At 48.0% G+C, this 22,660-nt stretch carries 19 protein-coding genes and 1 other RNA gene (1 of these 20 running past the window's edge); 17 read left to right on the forward strand and 3 right to left on the reverse strand.

Features of this window, described 5'->3' with window-relative positions; translation table 11 throughout:
- Complete coding sequence (gene argS, locus MHH57_RS00645; protein WP_307354303.1) at positions 1–1,680, forward strand: arginine--tRNA ligase; 1,680 nt, start codon at positions 1–3, stop codon at positions 1,678–1,680.
- 110 nt (positions 1,681–1,790) lie between these two features.
- Here the strand turns inward: argS and MHH57_RS00650 are convergent, their stop codons facing one another.
- Both MHH57_RS00650 and MHH57_RS00655 read right to left on the reverse strand, forming a co-directional pair.
- On the reverse strand, positions 1,791–2,651 hold the full coding sequence (locus MHH57_RS00650) for a hypothetical protein (protein ID WP_069011481.1): 861 nt from the start codon (positions 2,649–2,651) through the stop codon (positions 1,791–1,793).
- A gap of 126 nt (positions 2,652–2,777) precedes the next feature.
- Complete coding sequence (locus MHH57_RS00655; protein WP_029514902.1) at positions 2,778–3,671, reverse strand: LysR family transcriptional regulator; 894 nt, start codon at positions 3,669–3,671, stop codon at positions 2,778–2,780.
- Positions 3,672–3,873: 202 nt separating this feature from the next.
- On the opposite strand from MHH57_RS00655, the gene MHH57_RS00660 reads away from it, so the two are divergent.
- Genes MHH57_RS00660 through MHH57_RS00675 form a run of 4 tightly spaced genes read left to right on the forward strand, consistent with a single transcriptional unit; the run spans position 3,874 to position 9,020 of the window.
- A complete protein-coding gene (locus MHH57_RS00660) occupies positions 3,874–4,872 on the forward strand; it encodes an ABC transporter ATP-binding protein (RefSeq protein WP_340883995.1) in 999 nt (332 codons plus the stop codon).
- 20 nt (positions 4,873–4,892) lie between these two features.
- On the forward strand, positions 4,893–5,963 hold the full coding sequence (locus MHH57_RS00665) for an ABC transporter substrate-binding protein (protein ID WP_029514900.1): 1,071 nt from the start codon (positions 4,893–4,895) through the stop codon (positions 5,961–5,963).
- Between the two features lie 4 nt (positions 5,964–5,967).
- The gene (locus tag MHH57_RS00670) at positions 5,968–7,638 is read left to right on the forward strand and encodes an iron ABC transporter permease (protein WP_318628402.1); all 1,671 of its coding nucleotides are present in this window, start codon (positions 5,968–5,970) and stop codon (positions 7,636–7,638) included.
- Positions 7,635–9,020, forward strand: coding sequence for an MBL fold metallo-hydrolase (locus MHH57_RS00675; RefSeq protein WP_029514896.1), 1,386 nt, complete (start codon positions 7,635–7,637; stop codon positions 9,018–9,020). Before MHH57_RS00670 ends, MHH57_RS00675 begins: the two co-directional genes overlap by 4 nt.
- Positions 9,021–9,034: 14 nt before the next feature.
- On the opposite strand, the gene MHH57_RS00680 is transcribed toward MHH57_RS00675, so the two are convergent.
- Positions 9,035–10,195 (reverse strand): S8 family peptidase, encoded by a 1,161-nt coding sequence (locus MHH57_RS00680; RefSeq protein ID WP_342434704.1) that lies wholly within the window; start codon positions 10,193–10,195, stop codon positions 9,035–9,037.
- Between the two features lie 404 nt (positions 10,196–10,599).
- On the opposite strand from MHH57_RS00680, the gene rpoE reads away from it, so the two are divergent.
- From rpoE to recR, 12 genes are all read left to right on the forward strand, one after another.
- The gene (gene rpoE, locus MHH57_RS00685; protein ID WP_029514893.1) at positions 10,600–11,145 is read left to right on the forward strand and encodes a DNA-directed RNA polymerase subunit delta; all 546 of its coding nucleotides are present in this window, start codon (positions 10,600–10,602) and stop codon (positions 11,143–11,145) included.
- Between the two features lie 402 nt (positions 11,146–11,547).
- A complete protein-coding gene (locus MHH57_RS00690; protein WP_013368772.1) occupies positions 11,548–13,149 on the forward strand; it encodes a CTP synthase in 1,602 nt (533 codons plus the stop codon).
- Between the two features lie 220 nt (positions 13,150–13,369).
- Entirely contained in the window at positions 13,370–13,738 is a 369-nt protein-coding gene (locus MHH57_RS00695; RefSeq protein ID WP_342434705.1) for a response regulator, read from the forward strand.
- A 248-nt stretch (positions 13,739–13,986) separates the two neighbouring features.
- A complete protein-coding gene (fba, locus tag MHH57_RS00700; protein WP_013308219.1) occupies positions 13,987–14,841 on the forward strand; it encodes a class II fructose-1,6-bisphosphate aldolase in 855 nt (284 codons plus the stop codon).
- A 226-nt stretch (positions 14,842–15,067) separates the two neighbouring features.
- Positions 15,068–16,321 carry a UDP-N-acetylglucosamine 1-carboxyvinyltransferase gene (locus MHH57_RS00705; protein ID WP_029514892.1) on the forward strand — a complete coding sequence of 418 codons (1,254 nt, stop codon included), beginning with the start codon at positions 15,068–15,070 and terminating at the stop codon, positions 16,319–16,321.
- A gap of 259 nt (positions 16,322–16,580) precedes the next feature.
- Positions 16,581–17,918: a transcription termination factor Rho gene (gene rho, locus MHH57_RS00710; protein ID WP_029514891.1), complete on the forward strand. Its 1,338-nt coding sequence runs from the start codon at positions 16,581–16,583 to the stop codon at positions 17,916–17,918.
- Between the two features lie 96 nt (positions 17,919–18,014).
- Positions 18,015–19,286, forward strand: coding sequence for a radical SAM protein (locus tag MHH57_RS00715; protein ID WP_103050206.1), 1,272 nt, complete (start codon positions 18,015–18,017; stop codon positions 19,284–19,286).
- Positions 19,287–19,443: 157 nt separating this feature from the next.
- Positions 19,444–19,641, forward strand: a complete 198-nt coding sequence (gene rpmE, locus MHH57_RS00720; protein WP_013308223.1) for a 50S ribosomal protein L31 — start codon at positions 19,444–19,446, stop codon at positions 19,639–19,641.
- 110 nt (positions 19,642–19,751) lie between these two features.
- Positions 19,752–20,018: signal recognition particle sRNA large type (gene ffs / locus MHH57_RS00725), an RNA gene on the forward strand.
- Positions 20,019–20,176: 158 nt separating this feature from the next.
- The gene (gene dnaX / locus MHH57_RS00730) at positions 20,177–21,928 is read left to right on the forward strand and encodes a DNA polymerase III subunit gamma/tau (protein WP_029514887.1); all 1,752 of its coding nucleotides are present in this window, start codon (positions 20,177–20,179) and stop codon (positions 21,926–21,928) included.
- A gap of 43 nt (positions 21,929–21,971) precedes the next feature.
- Positions 21,972–22,283 carry a YbaB/EbfC family nucleoid-associated protein gene (locus tag MHH57_RS00735; protein WP_013308226.1) on the forward strand — a complete coding sequence of 104 codons (312 nt, stop codon included), beginning with the start codon at positions 21,972–21,974 and terminating at the stop codon, positions 22,281–22,283.
- Positions 22,284–22,310: 27 nt separating this feature from the next.
- Positions 22,311–22,660: the 5' portion of a recombination mediator RecR gene (gene recR / locus MHH57_RS00740; RefSeq protein WP_013308227.1), read on the forward strand. Its footprint extends 250 nt past the window's final position; the window shows 350 of its 600 coding nt (coding positions 1–350); it begins with the start codon at positions 22,311–22,313; its stop codon lies off the right edge, out of view.

A 22,660-nucleotide genomic window follows, 5' to 3' on the forward strand; every position in this document is an offset into this window, starting at 1 on the left:
ATGACAAGCAATCCACTGGAACTTATTAATCAAAAGGTGACTTCAGCAATCGAGGCGGCGGTGCTGGCTGCCGGAATCGTGAGCCGCGAAGAGCTGCCGACCATTACGCTGGAGGTGCCCAAGGACAAGTCACACGGTGATTTGGCTACCAACGTTGCGATGCAGCTCACCCGCATTGCGAAGAAGAACCCACGGCAAATCGCTGAAGACTTAATCGCGAATATGGATTTAGCTTCCGCTTCTATTGAAAGTGCGGAAATCGCTGGACCGGGTTTTATTAACTTCCGTCTGAACAAGAGCTACCTGTATGCAGTCATTGGACAAGTGCAGGAGCAGGGGGCAGATTACGGGCGTATACAGGAAGGTGCAGGCAAAAAGGTACAAATCGAGTTTGTCAGCGCCAATCCGACAGGTAGCCTTCACTTAGGTCATGCACGTGGTGCAGCCGTAGGGGATGCTCTCTGCAACGTGCTTGATTTTGCCGGATACAAAGTAACTCGTGAATACTATATTAATGATGCGGGCAACCAGATTTACAACATGAGCCGCTCTATTGAAGCGCGTTATTTGCAGGAGCTGGGACAGCCTGCGGAGATGCCGGAAGATGGTTACCATGGTGAGGATATCATCGGGTTTGCCAAGGAACTGGTGGCTGAAAAGGGCGATTCTCTGTTGTCCATGGAACCGGGAGATCGTGCTGCTTATTTCCGTGACTACGGTCTGGAAAAGGAACTAAACAAGATTAAGCGTGATCTGGAGCTGTTCCGTGTACCTTTTGACTCCTGGTTCAGCGAAACGTCGCTGTATGAAAATGGTGAAGTGCTTAAAGCGCTGAATGAGCTGCGTGACCGTGAAGAGATTTACGAGAAGGACGGAGCTACATGGCTGAATACGACCAAGTACGGCGACGATAAAGACCGTGTCTTGATCAAAAATGACGGTACATATACGTACCTGACCCCGGATATCGCTTACCATCGCGATAAATATGCTCGTGGGTATGACACGATCATCAACATTTGGGGAGCGGATCACCATGGCTATATTCCACGGATGAAGGCAGCAATGGAAGCACTGGGTAATGACCCGGATAAGCTTAAAGTGTTGATTGCCCAAATGGTCAGCTTGTTCCAAAATGGGGAAAAAGTAAAAATGTCCAAACGTACTGGCAAGGCCGTGACGATGGAAGATCTGATGGAAGAAGTGGGTGTAGACGCGATCCGTTACTTCTTCACTATGCGCAGCATGGATTCGCACCTGGATTTTGACATGGATTTGGCGATTTCCACTTCCAATGAGAATCCAGTATTCTACGTACAATATGCGCACGCACGTGCATGCAGCGTATATCGTCAAGCTGAAGAGCAGGGGATTGCTGTGCTGCCGTTGGCAGAAGTTGACTTGTCCAAGCTGACGGCTGAGCATGAATACGATTTGCTCCGCAAAATCGGCGAGCTGCCGGAGGAAGTATCGGTGGCGGCTGCAAACTTTGCACCACACCGTATGATTCGCTATGTCTACGAGCTGGCTTCATTGTTCCACAGCTACTATAAGGCAGAGCGCGTCATTACAGAGGATGCCGCTCAAACGCAGGCACGCTTGGCGTTGTTTGGTGCGGTGCGCACGACCATTGCCAACGTACTGAAGCTAGTGGGCGTGTCTGCACCGGAACGTATGTAAGCAAGCAACTTTAACATCATGACCTTGTAGTCATATAAATAATAATAAAAGGAACCGAGGCGCCACTCTCAACAGGTTGGCGCCTCGGTTCCTTTTTATGTTGGATTAGCTTAGTAGCGTTCCAGTACTAAATTCGTTTTCAGGGAATCGGCGGGAACCAGCCATCCTTTGGATTGCAACAGGTTCATCAGCTTGGTGCGGTTGCTGGCGGCAACACTGTAATCCGAGGTTTTGAAGGAGATTTCGATAATATTTTCTGTACCTGATCCGTTTGCGCTGCGAATAGGCCATATTTCAACGTCGGTATCCAGTCCCTGAAAGCTACCTTCATATTTGCTGACCTGTACCGGACCGCGTACTCTGGAGTCTGCCAGAGTTTTCTTGCCCCAGTTGCTGGATTTCCAGTTTTGCAGCTTGCCCGGAAGATTATCCTGTAGTTGCTTTAATGCTTGATCTGGGGAAGGCAGAGCCAATCCTTTGGAGGCGTTTGTTTTTTTATCATTGGAAAAACTTAGTGTTTGCTTGCTGTATCCCCAATCCACCTCAGCCTCATAATTATCATCAGACGCGCTGAACCCTTCTTTATTCGCTTGGGTGAGCGCCGCGTCGATATTTCCATTTGTGACCGTATAGCGCTTTTTGTAGGTTAATTCATAATTTTTTTTGTCCTCTTTTTTGCGAAACCTCACGTTCCAGCCCTCGTCATTTAATTGCAATGAATTTGTATCAAAATACTCGACGCTCAATCGTTGTGCATCGTCGCTAATTTGAAACTCGTTCACGATGCCACTTTTTAATGAGCCATCCGCATTGAGCACCTGAGCCGTATCCAGTAGTAGCTTCACCTCATAGCTTGGTGTGGCATTGGCGGCAGCTTGTACCGGTTCTGCTCCTTTCCATCCTGTTACGAGCAGTACTGCACTCAGAGTTACTACCGACATCAATTGGGTGATACGAAGGCCTGTTTTCATTTCATCCTCTCCTGTTCGTCCGAATAGGTTACACGCTACACTTTACGGGTGTATTGTCAGTCGTATGTCAAAGCACGAGGGTACTCCGGTAAAAAAAAGACATAATTTCTATATGACAGGTAAGATTTAATCTTGGTTCCATGATAAATATTCGGTGAATCTGTGAATGAGCGCCGAGCGATGGCGGTCTTTGTTGCTGACCATATAAATATACCGCTCAACAGACTGCCCCGGAATAGGTCTTACAACCAGTAAGCCCCGCTCAACCTCTGACTGAACGGCAATGCGAGAGACAAAGGAGATGTGTTCTCCCAGCATAACCGCCTGTTTGATGGCTTCCAGTGAATCCAACTCCAGATAGGAGGGAAGTCGCCGACTCCCACGCTCCAGCCATTTGTCGGTCACGTGGCGTGTGCTGGAATCCTTGCCATGTAATACGAAGGAGGAAGAAGCGATAAGCTCGGGTGTCAAATCGGTTTCGTTGGCGAGCGGATGAGTGGGTGAGCAGATGAGCATCAGTTCATCTTCGCCCAAGGATTCTGAGAGTAGCGTTGGGGATTGAAACGGCTCTGCCGAAATGATGCCAAGATCAATTTCGTGACGAGCGAGCATGTCCTTGATCACGGGCGCAGTTTTCACAGACAAGGCGATGTGAATGCCTGGATGCTCACGGGCAAAGCGGTGCAACACAGCAGGAAGCAAGTAGGTAGCGGGTACATAGCTTGCGCCAATACGTATGCTTCCCCGCTGGAGCGTATCGAACTCGCGGACGACTCGCTCAGCTTCGGCAGCCAGTGCATTAATTTTGCTGGCATAGTGCAGTAGCGCATTTCCAGCATCCGTCAGGATGATTTTGCCCATGCGTGTGTCAAACAGCTTTACGCCGAATTCACGCTCCAGATTTTTCATATGAAAAGTAACAGTGGGTTGCTTTAGGCCAAGAAGCTCGGCGACCGTGGTAATTTTATGGTGCTTATTCAGCAGTTCTACAATATGTAACTTTAGAAGACTTAAATTCACTTAGAATGCCTCGCTTTCAGGTTAATTGAACAATCATGCCTATTTGTATGGGTAGCAGCATCAATCCCCTCTATATAGATTAAATCTATGAGTGTTAACACAATTCATTGAAATAATTAATTTTGTTTTAACTTTCCAATAACACAGGTTGCGAATTCAAGTTTTACACTGGGGTCAGTCAGAAGAACAGGCAGGTAATGCGATGAATCAGGATCTATATATTCACGGATTAAGTAAAACCTTCAGCCAAATAACAGCGCTGCATGAGACGAATCTGGTCGTACGACGGGGTAAATTCACAACACTGCTCGGACCGTCCGGATGTGGGAAAACAACGCTCTTGCGCTTGATTGCTGGTCTGGAGACACCGGATACCGGCACAATCACGATGGGAGAGGAAATTCTTTTTTCGACTGAACGCAAAAAGGATATTCCCGCGCATCTCCGCCACTTTGGTATGGTCTTTCAGGATTTCGCGTTGTGGCCGCATATGACGGTGTTTGAAAATGTGGCCTTCGGCCTGCGTGCGGGCAAGCGGGGGAAAGGGTTTGCCAGCGCCCGAGACAAGGAACTGCGGACAGTGGTGCTGGAGGCGCTCGACATGGTCAGATTGTCAGGGATGGAGGATCGGTATCCTCATCAGCTATCCGGTGGTCAGCAGCAGCGGGTTGCCTTCGCAAGAGCGGTTGCTATCCGGCCTCGACTGGTGTTGTTCGACGAGCCTCTCAGTGCGCTGGATGCGGTGCTACGGGAGGAGATGCGCATTGAGATGCTGTCGCTTGTGCGCGATCTGGGGCTGACCGCCCTATATGTCACCCATGATCAGATCGAGGCCATGTCCATGTCTGATGAAGTGGTTGTTATGAAAAATGGACATATTTTGCAGACCGGAACACCAGAGGTGATCTACGGTTGCCCAGCTCATCCAGAGGTGGCGAGGTTTATCGGCAAATCCAACTGGCTGGAGTTGGAACGGACACTGTTTCGTCCTGAACATGTCCGTTGGGAACAGGAGCAAGCGGATCAGCACGCTTTTACAGTAGAGATCATGCATGTCAGCTATGTCGGCGATCGTTATGAAATTCGTATACTAGCCGAGAACGGTGAGCAATGGACTGCATATCACTCCACCCGCTTGCCGATTGGCGAAAAAATGCACATTTGGGTATCACCGCAACACATCCACCAACTTGAAGCATAAGGAAAAGGGGTATATATAAGATGATGAATAGGCATGTTTTTCGTACAGGATGGAAAAAAGGGACGATGCTCGCATTAACCTTGACTTTTGGACTCGCTGTGGCGGGTTGCGGAACAGCAACGCCAACCAAGGATGGGGCGCCAGCTAATGGATCAGCAGGACAAGCGGAGGCGGCATCCACCGATCAGAAGTTGGTGGTCTACAGCGCAGGCCCGGATGGACTGGCGAAAAAGCTGATAGCAGGATATGAGGCGCAGAGCGGAGTGAAGGTAGAGTTGTTTCAGGGAACGACAGGAAAAATTTTGGCCCGTATGGAAGCCGAGAAGACGAATCCGGTAGCGGACGTGGTTGTGCTGGCATCGCTTCCGTCTGTACAAGGCTTGAAAAAGGAAGGACTAACACTGCCTTACCCGGATGCCAAAAACGCGGACAAGCTAAATCCAGACTGGTCCGATAAGGAGGGCAACTACTTCAGTACCAGTGCTTCTGCTCTGGGCATTGCGTATAACACAAAGCTGGTGAAAACACCACCAACTTCATGGGCCGATTTAGCGAAGCCTGAGTACAAGGATCAGGTTAACATCCCCGACCCATCACTGTCCGGCTCAGCATTGGACTTTATGACAGGCTATCTGAGCGCCAAGGGCGATGGAGGCTGGACGTTGTTTGAGCAGTACAAGGCAAACGGTGTGGCCATGGCTGGTGCCAATCAGGAAGCGCTGGACCCCGTGATTACCGGAGCTAAAGGTATAGTCGTTGCTGCGGTCGATTACATGACCTACAAGGCTAAAGCCAAAGGCGAGCCGATTGACATCGTCTATCCAACAGAGGGAACCGTCATCAGCCCACGTCCTGCTGCAATTCTCAAGTCAACGCAGCATGAGCAGAATGCCAAGGCATTTATTGACTATCTGTTGTCGGACGACGCACAGAAACTAGTAGCGGATGCCTCCTTACTCCCGGGCCGCACGGATATCAAAGCTGACAAGCGTGCCAATCTGGACGAGATCCCATTGCTGAAGACCAATTGGGAATGGATGGGCGAACATGGATCAGACGTGACAGAGAAGTTCACGCAAATGTTCAAATAAGCCGATGGGAGGCTTATCCGTTAAACACATCAGAGCGTGGTGTCTGACGCTGGCTCTGATCGCGCTTCTTTTCTTGATTGTGATGCCGTTGCTGCAAATCTTTATCCAAAGTGTGTATGTTGATGAAGAATTTCAGTGGGATGCACCTTTTCGAACGTTAGCTGCTTCACCATTTGCGGGAGTGCTATTCAGCTCGATTTGGCTAGGTATCTGTGTGATTGCAGGAACAACGGTACTTGCACTTCCGCTAGCCTGGATCATGTCCAACACTCGTCTTGCGCACTGGCGCTGGTTGGATGTCGTGCTGCTAATTCCGTTTATGACCCCGCCCTATATCGGGTCCATGGGCTGGATTCTGTTTATGCAAAAAAACGGATATCTGGAGCAGTTGTTCCCGGACCTGTATTTCTTAACGCCATCCTTCTTTAGCCTTGGTGGCATGGTGATGATCATGAGCCTACATCTATTTCCATTCCTGTACCTGCTGCTGCGCGGGGCGCTGGTGAGGATTGGCGGGAGTCTGGAGGAGGCGGGTGCCGTAATGGGCGGCGGCTTTCTGTACAGATTCCGTCGAATCATTTTACCGCTGCTGCTTTCGGCTTACGGAATGGGCGCGCTGCTCATTTTCGTTAAAACGATTGCCGAGTTTGGCACCCCCGCTACCTTTGGGCGACGTATCGGGTATGAGGTCATGACTTCAGAAATCCACAAATACATTTCTAGCTGGCCCATAGATTTTAGCAAAGCGACGTCGATGGCCTCGGTGCTGTTAACCGCCTGCCTGCTCATGTGGTATGCGCAGTCGGTGATCAACCGGAAGTTTACGTATAGGCTGGTAGGTGGTAAAGGTTCGCGTCCGTCCCGTCTTCGTATATCCGGTTGGACTACGGGGCTGAGTGTTGCATTCATTCTATTGTTGCTCATTGCGTCCATTGGCATTCCTTATTTTTCAATTCTTTCAGCCTCGACGATGAAGCTGAGGGGAATGGGACTTGCCTGGGATAATTTGACGCTCGACTCTTACAAGGAACTGCTGTCTTGGGGATCAGAGAGTATGGAGGCGCTCCTGAACAGCGTATTTCTCTCTTTGGGCGCATCGACGCTTGCTGTGGTGCTGGGCACTTGGTTTGCACTTGTCATTGGCGGCTCACGCACAAGAATCCAACGGACGGTTGATGCATTTAGTTTGCTTCCGAATACGGTGCCGGGAATTGTTATGGTGGTGGGCCTGATTTTGTGGTGGAACTCACCATGGATGCCGATTCCATTGTATAACACATACGGCATGGTCATTCTGACGTATGTTATCTTGTTTGTTCCTTATACTGTGCAGTATGTCAAAAGCGCCTTTACACAGGTGGACGCTGGCCTTTTTCAGGCGGGGCAGGTATTTGGCGGGCGACTGTCTTATATATTCCGCCGGATTGTACTGCCGCTGATTGTACCGGGAATGCTCGCTGGTTGGATGATGACATTTACCATTGCTTCACGCGAATTGGTAGGATCATTACTGATTTTGCCACCATCCGTTCAGACGTCAGCAACCTACATATTTGCACAATTTGAACAGGGACAGGTGTCGCTTGGGATGGCGATGGCTGTCATATCGGTCGGAATGACCACGTTGCTACTGATCTTAATGGAAAGCTTAAACTCGCGAAGAAAGTGGAAATAATCATGACTAAGCTTAGGATTTGGGGAGGGGCGGGCGAACATGGCCGTTCCTGCTATGTTTTTGAAGGAAAACAGCATCGCGTCATGCTGGATTGTGGCGTGAAAAAGGAAGGAACCGGACAATATCCGGTTTTCCCACCGCAGGTGGCGGAGAGACTGACCGCTGTATTGCTGTCTCATGCACATGAGGATCATTCCATGGCACTCCCCCTACTGTACAAGTATGGATACCAGGGGGAGGTCTGGACGACCAAGGCCACTGCTGAGCAGTTAGGCTCCTATTTTCGCTCCTGGCATACTTATGTTGAATCAAGAGGAGCAGAACTACCATACGACGAACAGAACATCCAATCCATTGCTTATCGCTATCTAGAAGATGAGGCGCCAGCAGGAGAATGGCTTGAGGCTTGTCCGAGTATGAGAATCATGTGGGGACGCAGTGGACATTTGGCTGGTGCAGTATGGTATGTGGTAGAAATGGAAGGGAAGCGGTTGTTTTTTTCTGGAGATTACAGCCGCGAATCTGAGCTTCTTGCTGCCGATGCGCCAGACTTGGGTGTTGGGGAGGGGCTGCATGACCTGCCTGAATGGAAGTCAGAGCCCAATCTAGCGGACATATCCATTATGGACAATGCGTATGGCATGGATATAGACCCGCAGCCTGTTAAGCTGGAGCGGCTGAGGGTCGAGATGGAGCGGATATTATGGTCTGGTGGCCATGTGTTGTTGCCGGTGCCTGCCTTTGGCAGAGGACAGGACTTGATTGTATGGGCTAGTGAGCAATTCCCTGAACAGGCAATGATTGTAGAGCACGACATATGGCAGGGATTGAAACAGTTAAACCGCTGGAAAGAATGGCTGCGTCCGGAAGCTCTAGCGCGAATAAAACATGTGCTAAACAGTGACAGGGTCTTCGTGCCTCGTGATGCTGCGGAACGAGTGAGTCTGCTGGAACAGAACCCAACGGCTATTATCATAACAAGAGACGGCATGATGGATTCCCCACAGGCGCGCTGGTACTATCAGTATCTATCGGATAACCGCAACATGGGGGAGGGTAATGATAGCGGAGAAAGAATCAGCAACAGTGTTATATTGACCGGGCATGCTCCACATGGTTCTTTTGGCAAATATCTGTTGGAACGTGTGGATCAAAATAACAGCTGTGTAGCTCGGCATTTGATTTATAAGGTGCATCAGGGATTATCAGATGTGCGGCAAATGCTGAAGGAGCTGCCTAGCAAACAGGTTGTACTCGTTCATGCGCCGAAGCTGCAGACTGACCTGGTACGAGATGAGTTGATAAGAGAAGAAAATAGTGGATGTGAAGGTCCTTCCAGAAAAGTTCACTCTCTGGAGCCAGGCGATACACTAGAGGTTTAGCATCACATCATCATTCACTTTGTGCCCTCCTGCATCAACCGGAAGGCATCGACTTCGCCAAGTTTGGTCGAGATAGAGCTACGTCCAGCGCTTTTGCGCAGGCGTAGTGGTGTGGCGGTACGCTTAAGCAACGCCTTGATTTCTCCAGGCCCCAGTTCCGGCCTCAGTGAAAGGAGAAGTGCGATGCTTCCGGTCACATGGGAAGTAGCCATAGAGGTACCACTCATTTCGTGATGCTTGCCATGGATCCAGGAGGATGTGATCTTTTCGCCAGGTGCGTACACGTCTACAAATTGCCCTCGGTTGCTGAAAGGTGCAATGCGTCTGTATTTGTCGGTAGCCCCCACTGAGATCGTCTGGGAATAGCGGGCGGGGTAGTCAATACTTCGGCGCTTGCCCTCGTTTCCTGAGGACGCTACAACGACGATGCCGTTATGATATGCCTTATTCACCATATCAAGTAATGCCTTGCTGCGCGACTTCATACCAAAGCTCATATTGATGATATCGACACGATTTAATACACACCAGTCGATACCAAGAATGATATCGGAGACGTAGGCGGCTCCATTATGATCAAATGCTTTTACGGGATGAATTAAAGCTCGTGGTGCTACGCCCACCATACCTTCGTCATAGTTGGACGCCGCGATAGTTCCAGCAATATGAGTACCATGGCCATTATCGTCATAGGGTAGCATGGTTCGGTTAAGCAAATTAATACCTCTGGCGAGAGAATGGCGAAGATCAGGATGTTGAAAATCCGCTCCTGTGTCGATCACACCGATTCTGACCCGATTCCCTGTCGAGGAAGGCCAAGCCTTGTATGCACGTACCTGTTTGACTCCCCATGGCATGGAAGGGTTCTTCTCTGCTTTTGGTATATGAGCAGTTTCAGCGTGAACCTTCATGCGGGTATCTTCTTCAACGGTAACACCGTTGTGATATTTGCCCAGCCTGTCTCCCCCTGAAAGCGGAGCGATTAAAGCACGGATTAGTCTGGCCGGTTGTACTTGCCGTAATCCCGCAAGCTCGGGTTTCAGCTTCCTGAGATAGGACAGGCATTCCCGGTATTGGTGAGGCTTATCGAACGTGATGATCTGTTTGTTCCGTCCACTGCCGGACGGCTCCGAAATACCCTCATGCAAACGCTGCAAAAAATCCGGATAGTCCATTTGAGACGGTCCCCCTCCGATGAGCCATGCTGAGGTATAGTATGAGCAAGCGTCAGCTGCGGCATGGGAAACCTGCCCCTTTTTTAAGTAAATAGGCCTGCTTGTCGTGTCAAAGTGGATGTGGACACATACGATACATGGAGGGCATAAGCTCTTGTGCAACAACTTTGGGGGGTTCTCCCGAAGCGGGTACAGTCGAAGACGGGGGGGACCCCGTCTTTTTACGTGTGCCGTCTTGTTTAGGGGGATATTCCTGGAAATTATGACGATACCCATCTTTAACTTGCAATTTGCTTCCAAATAGGTTTTACTTAGTTTTGATAATGGATATGTTAGTATTGCATGTATCGTGTATGCTCTGAAACATGTTCTTGTGAATTACGTGTGAGAGGAAGTGTCCCTAGGTGAGTACCCCACTCAACTTGAAGATTGACCCGGAGAAAGTCCACGAGACTCCAATGGTGGACTTGGCATTTATGGTATTGAAAGCAGCCAATACTCCATATTATTACCGTGACCTGATGAAGGAAGTCGCCAAATTGCGCGGCTTGTCTGACGAAGAAATTAATGACGTTATTGCTCAGCTATATACTGAAATCAACATTGACGGGCGTTTTGCCTGTGTCGGTACGAATCTGTGGGGCTTGAAACGTTGGTATCCGGTAGATAAATCCGAAGATGCCCTGACAGGCGCCAAGCGTCCTCGTATTATTAACGACGAAGACGATGACGACGAAGATGACTATCATGAAGAAGAAACATACAACTCTGATGACGACTTCGATGCAGATAGCGAAGACGAGGACGGCGAAGACGAGCTGTTCGACGGAGAAGATGATGATGATAGTGATGAAGACGTGGTTATAGACGACGAGGACCTCAGTGATGAGGAAGATTCAGAAGATGAAAATGACGATGAGTCGACGGAAGACGACGATTCACTTCGTTAGGAACAGGCTGCAAGGGGAGATGCGTTCTCCCCTTTTTCATGACCGTTTTATTGAAAACCTCTTCTGATTTAAAGCTTTCAGGTGGATTCTCTCCAATCTGGTTCAATGGACAAATTAACACATATAACTTCCTTGACAGCGGATTGGACACGGGGTAAACTATTGCTTGGGCTTATGATTGATTCACTTATATGTTTGCTTTTTTTATAAAAGTGCCCCGTACTACGGGAGTGCTTTTTTGTTTTTTATAGGGGTGTTTTCACTCATGAAAGAAGGCTAAGGGCGGCGGACATGGAAAATGATTCCGCTGCCTTCTTCATGGATGATAATCCGTGCAAACGGGTTACGATAACATCATAATGTCGCCTGAATTTTGCATCTTATCTAGGAGGGTTTTGAACAGTGACAAAGTATATTTTTGTGACAGGCGGGGTTGTGTCTTCCTTGGGCAAAGGGATTACGGCAGCTTCACTGGGGAGGCTTTTGAAGAACAGGGGACTGAAGGTAACGATTCAAAAATTTGACCCTTACCTGAATGTCGATCCGGGTACGATGAGTCCTTACCAGCACGGTGAAGTGTTTGTAACGGATGATGGTGCGGAAACGGACCTTGACTTGGGACACTATGAGCGCTTTATTGATATTAATCTGTCCAAGAACAGCAATGTCACAACAGGCAAGGTATATTCCAGCGTAATCAGCAAAGAGCGTCGCGGAGAATATTTGGGCGGTACGGTGCAGGTTATCCCTCATATTACGAACGAAATCAAGGAGCGCGTGTACCGTGCAGGCCGTGAAGCGGGTTCGGACGTAATTATTACAGAAATCGGCGGTACTGTGGGCGATATTGAGAGCTTGCCATTTTTGGAAGCTATTCGTCAGCTCAAAAGCGAAGTTGGGCGCGAAAATGTGATGTATATTCACGTAACGCTCATTCCTTATATTAAAGCTGCTGGTGAGGTTAAAACCAAGCCAACCCAGCACAGTGTAAAAGAACTGCGCAGCATCGGCATCCAACCGAATGTCATTGTTTGCCGTACAGAGCATGAACTGTCCTCCGATATGAAGGCTAAAATTGCATTGTTCTGCGATATTGATGCGAATGCAGTGGTAGAATGTCGCGATGCTTCAACCCTCTACGAGGTTCCGTTGAACCTACGTGAAGAAGGCTTGGACGAAATCGTAGTTAACCATCTCAAGCTGACAACACCTGCACCAGATATGACCGAATGGGAAGGGTTAGTTGATCGAATCAGCAAGCTGGATAAAACGGTTGAAATTGCTATTGTTGGTAAATATGTTGCATTACATGATGCTTATTTAAGTGTGGTTGAATCACTTTCGCACGCTGGATTTGATGCGAATGCAGACGTAAAAATCCGTTGGGTGAACGCTGAAGAAGTGACGGACGAGAACGTAGCTGACATGCTGGGCGGCATTGGCGGCATTCTCGTACCAGGTGGCTTCGGCGATCGCGGAATTGAAGGCAAAATTAGTACTATCCGTTATGCACGGGAGCAAAAAATTCCGTTCTTCGGTATTTGTCTGGGTATGCAGGTATCTGTCATTGAGGTTGCACGTTCCCTGGCTGGTCTCGAAGGAGCCAACAGCTCGGAAATTAATCCGGCAACGGATTATCCTGTCATTGACTTGCTTCCCGACCAAAAAGACATCGAAGATCTGGGCGGTACGATGCGTCTTGGCTTGTATCCATGCAAACTGGTGGAAGGTTCCCTGGCTTCGGCTTGCTACAACGACGAGCTGGTGTACGAAAGACACCGTCATCGGTACGAATTCAATAACGAATATCGTGAAGTTATTGAAAAAGCGGGTCTTCGTATTTCCGGTACTTCACCGGATGGGCGCTTGGTGGAAATCGTGGAGCTTCCTGAGCATCCGTGGTTCCTGGCGGTACAATTCCACCCGGAATTTACTTCCCGTCCGAATCGTCCGCAGCCTTTGTTCCGTGAATTTGTAAAGGCAGCATTGCAGCTTCAAGGTTAATGCTACGGCTTGAAAGACCTCCTACGGGAGGTCTTTTTTTATCCCATGCTTCCTGATTATGAAAGAATATTCCACAATTATGTATTAGAGAAGGATTTTCTTTTTGCAGGAGCGAATAGCGAATATAGTTTTAGGTATGGGACGGATATTGTACGTCATCGGACGCTGTTATGGCAATAGCTGCATGATCCTCGTTTTAAGATCTTAGGAGGTTAAAACATTGGAAAAGAAGAAAGTATTAATCGTCGATGACCAGAATGGAATACGGATTTTACTGATGGAAGTGTTCGGAAGTGAGGGTTATGAGACCTTTCAGGCGGCGAACGGGAAATTTGCACTTGAAATTGTTGAGAAGGAACCACCTGATCTGGTTCTGCTCGATATGAAAATTCCAGGTATGGACGGACTCGAAATTCTGAAACATCTAAAAACCATGAATCCCGATATCAAGGTTATTATGATGACAGCATATGGAGAACTGGACATGATTAAAGAGGCGACGGAGCTAGGTGCGCTAATGCATTTTACCAAGCCCTTTGATATTGACGAAATGCGGATTGCTGTGAACAAACAACTCAGAGGTGACTAGGTGAGTCACGGTGGTTGAGAACTCTGTTAACACAACAGGGTTTTTTGTTTGTGATTATGGGAAATACTGAAAGTAAATCCTCTCCTTATACAATTCTATCGAAAAACGGCGTCCTGAGCGTGATTTTTGTATGTGTTGATATGCAAAAGCTTGTTTAGTATTTAACATGGGTTGTGGTATAATAAGCCCGTATGTGATGTCGGCTAAAAATATAGACAAACCCAAACACCTTTAGGAGGACTGTAACCATGCCATTGGTATCTATGAAAGACATGTTGAACAAAGCACTCGAAGGAAAATACGCAGTAGGTCAATACAACATTAATAACCTGGAGTGGACTCAAGCTATTTTGGGCGCTGCTGAAGAAGAAAAATCCCCAGTAATCCTGGGTGTTTCTGAAGGCGCAGCACGTCACATGGGTGGATTCTACACTGTAGTTAAAATGGTAGAAGGTCTTATTCATGACATGAAAATCACCGTTCCGGTTGCGATCCATTTGGACCACGGTTCCAGCTTTGAAAAATGTAAAGAAGCTATCGACGCTGGTTTCACATCCGTTATGATTGACGATTCCCACAGCCCAATCGACACAAACATTGCTACAACGAAAAAAGTGGTTGAATATGCTCATTCCAAAGGCGTTTCTGTTGAAGCTGAAGTTGGAATGGTTGGCGGTCAAGAGGATGATGTTGTCGGCGACGTAATGTACGCTAAGTTGGACGACTGTCTGCGTATCGTTAACGAAACAGGTATCGATACACTGGCACCTGCACTGGGTTCCGTACACGGACCATACAAAGGCGAGCCAAACCTCGGATTCAAAGAAATGGAAGAGATCTGCAATGCAATCAAACTTCCACTCGTTCTGCACGGTGGTACTGGCATCCCAACACATGACATTAAAAAAGCAATCTCCTTGGGAACTTCCAAAATCAATGTAAACACTGAGAACCAAATCGTATTTGCGAAAGTGGTTCGTGAAGTGCTTGCTGAGAAACCGGATGCTTATGACCCACGTACATTCATCGCTCCAGGTCGTGAAGCGATTAAACAAACCGTTATCGGTAAAATTCGTGAGTTCGGTTCCAACAACAAAGCGTAATAATAAGTTAAACTGGTCGTGCGTCTGCACAGGCTAGATGTATTTCTTAGTTGTAGCTGTAGTTCTGCTGCACAAAATACTTAAATCTGTACAGTTGAATAGTTTGGTATGGAAAGCACACCGCTTAGCCGGTGTCTTTCCATTTTCACCACTAAAAAAGTTAAAAATTTTGATTCGAGATTATTGTTTGACCGACTGCAAAACACGTAGGGGGACCCTCAAGCTTATGGAAAAATTGATGATCACCGGTGGACGGCCGCTTCAGGGTACAGTTTCCATCAGCGGTGCCAAAAACAGTGCCATCGCCTTGATTCCCGCAGCCATTCTGGCAGAGTCGGAAGTCATTTTGGACAATTTGCCACTGTTAAGTGATGTGGCGGTGTATTCCGAGATACTGGAGGAACTTGGTGCAACGGTTGCCTGGGAAGGTAGCCAGATGAAAATAGATCCATCCTCTATTAAATCCATTCCTATGCCGAATGGGCCTGTTAAGAAATTACGAGCCTCTTATTATATGATGGGAGCCATGCTGGGCAGATTCAAGGAAGCGATCATCGGTTTGCCAGGAGGGTGCAATTTCGAACCCCGGCCCATTGATCAGCATATCAAAGGTTTTGAAGCGCTGGGTGCCACGGTTACGAACGAGCACGGCGCTATTCATTTGCACGCCAAAGAACTGCGCGGAACCAAGATTTACTTGGATGTTAGCAGCGTAGGCGCTACCATTAATATTATGCTGGCGGCAGCACGTGCCAAAGGCGCCACAATTATCGAAAATGCGGCTAAAGAGCCTGAGATTATAGATGTAGCAACCCTTTTAAACTCTATGGGGGCCATTATTAAAGGCGCCGGTACGGAGACGATTCGAATTGAAGGTGTGTCGGAGCTACATGGCTGCCGTCATTCCATCATACCTGACCGTATACAAGCGGGCACATACATGATTGCTGCTGCGGCAACCCGTGGAAATGTATTGATTGACAACGTAATCCCCAAACATATGGAGGCTCTCACTGCAAAAATGCAGGAAATGGGCATCGGTATCGAGGAATATGATGAAAGTATTCGCGTACTGGGTGCACCTTCTTATGAACATGTCGACGTTAAAGCCTTGATATACCCCGGATTCGCCACAGATTTACAATCTCCCATGACCAGCTTGCTTACCCAAGCGCAGGGTGTCAGTGTATTGAGCGATTTTGTGTACAGCAGTCGTTTTAAGCACGTCCCTGAGCTGGTGCGTATGGGGGCTAAAATTCGCGTAGAGGGTCGGTCTGCCATTATAGAGGGTGGTCGATTGAATGCAGCTAAAGTAAAAGCGGCAGATCTGCGCGCCGGAGCGGCCCTTGTCATTGCTGGACTTACAGTAAGCGAAGGCGTAACCGAGGTGACGGGTGTCGAGTACATTGACCGTGGTTATGATCACCTTGTCTCTAACCTGCGTCTTTTGGGCGCGGATGTATGGCGGCAGACTGAATAATTAAGCCGTGCAATTTTTTCGAACTCCCGGAACGAAAGCGATAGAACGGGCAACACCTGTGCAGCCGCTGCTTGATAAAAGATTGTGGTTCATACCTAACAATCAATTATCGGAAAACCGGAATAATTCGGTATAATCCAGGCAGATGGCTGCATAACTTTATTTGTTTTGGTTAAAATTATGTTAATGGTGTTTATGATATCATTGTCTATCATTTAGATGTATGAATGGACTTAATAATTGAATAGGTGGTTATTATATGGATCTGCAAATTTCCGATCTGGAAGAAATGAAGCTGACCGACCTGTACAAGCTGGCCAAGCAATACCAGATCCCGTACTACGGAACGCTCAAGAAGAAAGAACTAATTTTCGCTATCCTGCGTGCACAAGCTGAGAAGAGCGGATTGATGTTTATGCAAGGGGTTCTGGAAATCCTTCCTGAAGGTTACGGCTTTCTGAGGCCGATCAATTATCTCCCGAGTACCGAAGATATTTACATCTCTGCTTCACAAATCCGCAAGTTTGACTTGAGAACAGGCGATCTTGTTTCCGGTAAGTGCCGAACGCCAAAAGAGAATGAACGATATTTTGGATTGCTTCAAGTTAACGCCGTCAATGGAAGAAGTCCTGAGCAAGCTGCTGAGCGGCTACACTTTCCTGCACTGACTCCACTGTATCCGCAAACCAAATTAGTCCTTGAAACTTCCCCCAACCATTTGTCTACGAGAATTATGGATGTACTGGCCCCTGTCGGACTTGGACAGCGCGGACTCATTGTAGCACCTCCCAAAGCTGGGAAGACGCTTCTCCTCAAAGAAATTGCCAATAGCATTTCTACCAACAATCCCGAGATCGAGCTTTTTGTCTTGTTGATTGATGAACGCCCTGAAGAAGTGACCGACATGCAGCGTTCTGTTAAAGGTGAAGTTGTGGCCTCTACATTTGACGAACTTCCTGAAAATCACATCAAAGTGGCAGAACTCGTGTTGGAGCGTGCGCTACGTCTCGTAGAACATAAAAAGGATGTTGTCATCCTGTTGGATAGCATCACGCGTTTGGCTCGTGCGTACAATCTCGTTATTCCTCCTTCTGGTCGTACTTTGAGTGGGGGTATTGATCCGGCGGCATTTCACCGTCCAAAACGCTTTTTTGGTGCGGCTCGGAATGTGGAGGAAGGCGGTAGCTTGACGATTCTTGCTACAGCGCTGATTGATACAGGATCACGCATGGACGATATCATTTATGAAGAGTTTAAAGGTACAGGCAACATGGAGTTGCATTTGGACCGCAAGCTGGCAGAACGTCGTATCTTCCCTGCGATTGATATTCGTCGTTCCGGCACACGCCGTGAGGAAGTGTTGTTGAACAAGGAAGAATTGGATACGATCTGGGCCATTCGTAAAAATATGACGGAAAGCCATGATTTTGTGGAAGGCTTCCTCAAAAAGCTGCGTAATAGCAAGACTAATGCTGAATTTCTGGCTTCGTTTGATTTGGCGGCACCTTCTTCTGGTGGCTCGCAAAGCAGTTCTGGTGGGCAACAACGGAGAACTACGCGTTCTACCACAGCCTCAGTCCCGGCCTCAACCAACTAAAACCCATTCATGTATTTTATCTGTTCCGTAAGTACACAGTCGTTATCATTCATTTTGTTAATGGCGTAGGCTTAACGGAGCGAAAGGAGCTCCAAAATGTATTTGGTGTATGCCGACGAAAAAGGCAATGTATATGATCATGCTTCTTTGTATGGGCTTGCACGTAGTGCAGACATGATTGTTGAAATCATGGAGGATGAGCTTATTCCGTTACCGGAAGGAGCTACATTGGTAAGCCTGCCCAGCACTCGCCCGGTCGGTATGAACCCTGAAACAGGGGAAATGGTTTCTCTTCCCGGAGATATGCAAGCAGTAGGGGCTTTATTGCCGCAAGGTTTTACACGCTTGTGCCTGCCGGGATATGTGAAGACCGATAAGGAGTACAAGCTTCCCTTGTTCGGTTATTCGGCCGTAGTCTGGAAAGACGGAGCATTTTATGTAACGGCTGAGCAGAGTGACAGTCCGTCCAAGTGGAATCCGGAAAACTGTGACCGCCATCAAGTTAAATTGGGTGTTCAGCGGATGACGGAGCAATATCCCGAAAATCGGCTGTACCAACATTTGTCTAACTGTGCGCTTGGCTACGAATGCCTTACTTCCTCGAACACATTCCTGAATCGCTGGGAGGGGGGAGTTCCGGTATCTTATTCTTGTAATGCGGGTTGCTTTGGGTGTATATCTGAACAGCCAGATGACAGTGGCTTCGTATCTCCGCAGACAAGAATGAACTTCCGTCCTCGCGTCGAAGAAATTGTAGAAGTTATGCTGGAACATTTGAAGACACCGGAATCCATCATTAGTTTTGGTCAAGGTTGCGAAGGTGAGCCTTCCACACAAGCCAAACTGATTATTGATTCGATCAAAGAGGTGCGTTCCATTACGGATATGGGATACATCAATATCAATACGAATGCGGGATTGAGCGATCATATCCGGGGAATCGTGGATGCGGGTCTTGATCTGATGCGCGTTAGTACCATTAGTGCACTGGATGATCATTACAATGCGTATTACAAGCCGCGCGGTTACACGTTGGCTAATGTGGAGAAATCACTTCGTTATGCTTCTGAGCAGGGTGTATATACGTCGATTAACTATTTGATTTTTCCGGGTGTAACTGACCGAGAGGAAGAAATTGAGGCAATGATTGAATTTGCCAAACGAACTAAGCTCAAGCTGATTCAAATGCGTAATTTGAACATCGATCCTGAAAGTTATCTGGAATTGATTCCACCTGCTCAAGGTGAGATCCTTGGCATGAAGCAAATGCTTGAGATTTATCGTGAGGAACTGCCGGATGTAGTCATCGGTTCATACACTCATGTACCGCCGCAAGGGCAGGCCCGTCCTAAATTTGCCAAGGCCTAAAACGGTCACACAGCAATTGAAATACACCTGTTTTGCGCTGTTTCTGAATGCAGAAAAGAGTTGTTGAAACGCTCATATTCAAGTGCTATAATGTGAACATGTGTTCATACAACTCTGGACTGATAGGACGTTCAGGGCGGAAAGAGGTGAAAGTTCAATGCAACAAGCTATTCAACCAACATTTAACGTAACTACTGTCACTTGTGCTTGCGGAAATTCGTTTGAAACTGGTTCTGTGAAAGGATCTCTGCGTGTGGAGATTTGCTCCGCCTGCCACCCGTTCTTCACAGGCAAGCAGAAATTTATTGATGCTGGTGGACGCGTGGATCGTTTCAAAAAGAAATACGGTATCTAATGGATTACCGCAAGTTATAAAGTTATTAGAGCCTTCTGCGACTGCAGAGGGCTCTTTTTGTAATAATGTGTATTTGCTTTTTATGCGGCCTTAAGATATACTTATTTTCACCGTGCTAGATGGGGAGGTAGCGGTGCCCTGTAACTCGCAATCCGCTATAGCGAGGTTGAATTCCTGTTAGAGGTGTTGTTGATGTGAGGCTGGTCCCTGCGCACAATGTTGACGGCTGGGTCCTCCGCAATGAGTACTTGTGAACCTGGTCAGGTCCGGAAGGAAGCAGCCATAAGCAGGCCCACTCTTGTGCCGGAGGGTTGCCTAGCCCGAGTTGCTGTTCAGGATTGCCGCTCGGATCACAACGATCAATAACAGGTGCACGGTATATATTGGTAATTAGAACATCTTGGCAATCATTGCGAAGATGTTTTTTTGTGTTTTATAAATTGGAAGGTGTCTGGTTTAGATTCGGACGGGAGTATAGTATAATGAAGTGACCATGAATGGTCATGAAAGTGAATGGGAAAGAGGGTAACGCGCATTGGAACATATAGCGTTGTACCGTGCTTGGCGGCCGCAGGCTTTCAAGGACATGGTAGGACAACAGCATATTATCCAGACATTGCAGAATGCCATCCGCGAAAATCGCACGTCCCATGCCTACCTGTTCAGCGGTCCACGAGGAACAGGTAAGACGAGTGCGGCCAAAATTTTGGCCAAGGCAATCAACTGTGAGCATGGACCTGCGCCGGAACCTTGCAACGAATGCGAAGCCTGTAAACGGATCACGGCCGGAGCGGTCATGGATGTACAGGAGATTGATGCAGCCTCCAACCGGGGCGTTGAAGAGATTCGTGATTTGCGCGATAAAGTCAAATATGCGCCCACAGAAGTGCGGCACAAGGTTTATATCATTGATGAAGTGCACATGCTGACGACGGAAGCGTTCAATGCGCTGCTCAAGACGCTGGAAGAGCCGCCGCCACACGTGATGTTCATATTGGCTACGACTGAACCACATCGGATTCCGGCTACCATTATTTCGCGTTGCCAGCGGTTTGACTTCCGCCGTGTATCGCTGGAAGAACAGACAGAGCGGCTTGATCTGATATGTCAACAGGAGAACATACAGGCTGATTCGGATGCACTGCAGTACATTGCGCGTCTTTCAGATGGCGGGATGCGAGATGCGGTTAGTGTTTTGGATCAGATATCCTCGTTTACAGATGGTCGGGTTACTTATCAGCAGGTGCTGGACATGACGGGAGGTATTGCGTCCGAGCAATTCGGTAAGCTTGCCTTAGCATTGCTGAAAGAAGATGTGGGCACGGTGCTCCAAATGATCGAGAGCTTTATGCAGGAAGGTAAAAGTGCAGATAAGTGCATGGAGAATCTTCTGTACTATTTCCGAGATCTGCTAATGATTAAGATGGTGCCTCAGGCGACCAAAATGACGGAGCGAGTGCTGGATCCAGAGCGATTTAAGGAAGTGGCAGATGCTTTTACCAAGGAGCAACTCTTTGCAATGATTGACACCCTTAATCGTTACCAGAGCGAGATGAAATATGCCGTACAGCCCCAAACCTTGTTTGAGGTAGCTCTATTGAAGCTATGTAGTATTCCGGGGGAAGCAGGTGCTGTTGCTCAGCCGACCGCACAACGCTCTGACGCTGCAGCTGACCAGGAAGATGTCGTAATGTTGAAGCGCCAGCTTGCTGAACTGGAAAAGAAACTGGAACGCGCGCTGCAAGGTGGATTGGCCGTGGGAGGGGGGCAGGAGGCATCGTCGGGTGGCCGTCAGGCTTCCGGGGGGCGTGCCCCTGCTCCGCGGATTTCAGCACCAGCCAAACTCCCTTCCCAGTTGGATCGCTATATCGCTGAGAAGTCGAGCGAAGCATTCGCGGCAGCGGGGCGTAAGTGGAGTCAGATTTTGCAAGGGGTAAAAGAGGCGAAAGTTACGGTTCATGCCTGGTTTATGGACGGTGAGCCAGTTTCTGTGTTAGAGGACAGTGTACTGGTCGCATTTAAGAACAATATTCATCGTGAAACTACCGAAAAGCCTGCCAATAAGCAGGTCATCGAGAAGGTATTGCATGAGCAGTTGGGTCATCCTTATCGTTTAGTAACGATGATGCAAAAGGATTGGAATGCTGCCATTGAAGGAGTTTCCGACCAGCCTGCCGAAGAATTGCAACTAGAGCCGGAGCATGATGCGCCGGGAAAGTCCAAGGAGCCCTGGATTGATGAAGCTATTCAACTTTTTGGGGAAGATTTGGTAGTTATTAAAGATTAAAGCAAGTGTCTAGATGTATACTTCATTAAAGGAGATGATTGAAATGAACAATATGAACCAAATGATGAAGCAAGTGAAAAAAATGCAGGAACAAATGCTGAAAGCCCAGGAGGAACTTGGCGGAAAAGTAATCGAAGGAACTTCTGGCGGCGGTGTTGTGACGGTGGAGGTAAATGGACATAAAAAAGTGTTGTCCATCACGATCAAACCGGAAGCTGTAGATCCTGATGATGTAGAAATGTTGCAAGATCTTGTGCTGACTGCAGTCAATGATGCTTTGTCCAAAGCAGATGAACTGGCTAATGATGATATGGGTAAATTTACAGGCGGCATGAAAATTCCGGGCTTGTTCTAGTCTGCTGCATAAAGGAGAAACACGCTATTGTATTATCCGGAGCCGATTGCAAAGCTAATTGACGCTTTTACGCGCCTGCCGGGAGTAGGGCCAAAGACGGCTGCCCGGTTGGCTTTTCACGTACTGAAAATGAAGGAAGATGATGTGATTGACTTTGCCAAAGCGCTGGTCAATGTGAAACGTAACCTTCACTTCTGTTCAGTCTGCGGCAACATTACGGACACAGACCCATGTCGGATCTGTCAGGATAAGACAAGGGATACTTCCGTCATTTGTGTTGTTCAGGATTCCAAGGATTTGGTGGCTATGGAGCGTACCAAAGAGTTTAATGGTTTTTACCATGTGCTTCACGGGGCGATATCTCCTATGGAGGGAAT

This window comes from Paenibacillus sp. FSL H7-0442 (genome assembly GCF_038593105.1).
GTDB classification, from domain to species: Bacteria; Bacillota; Bacilli; order Paenibacillales; family Paenibacillaceae; genus Paenibacillus; species Paenibacillus polymyxa_D.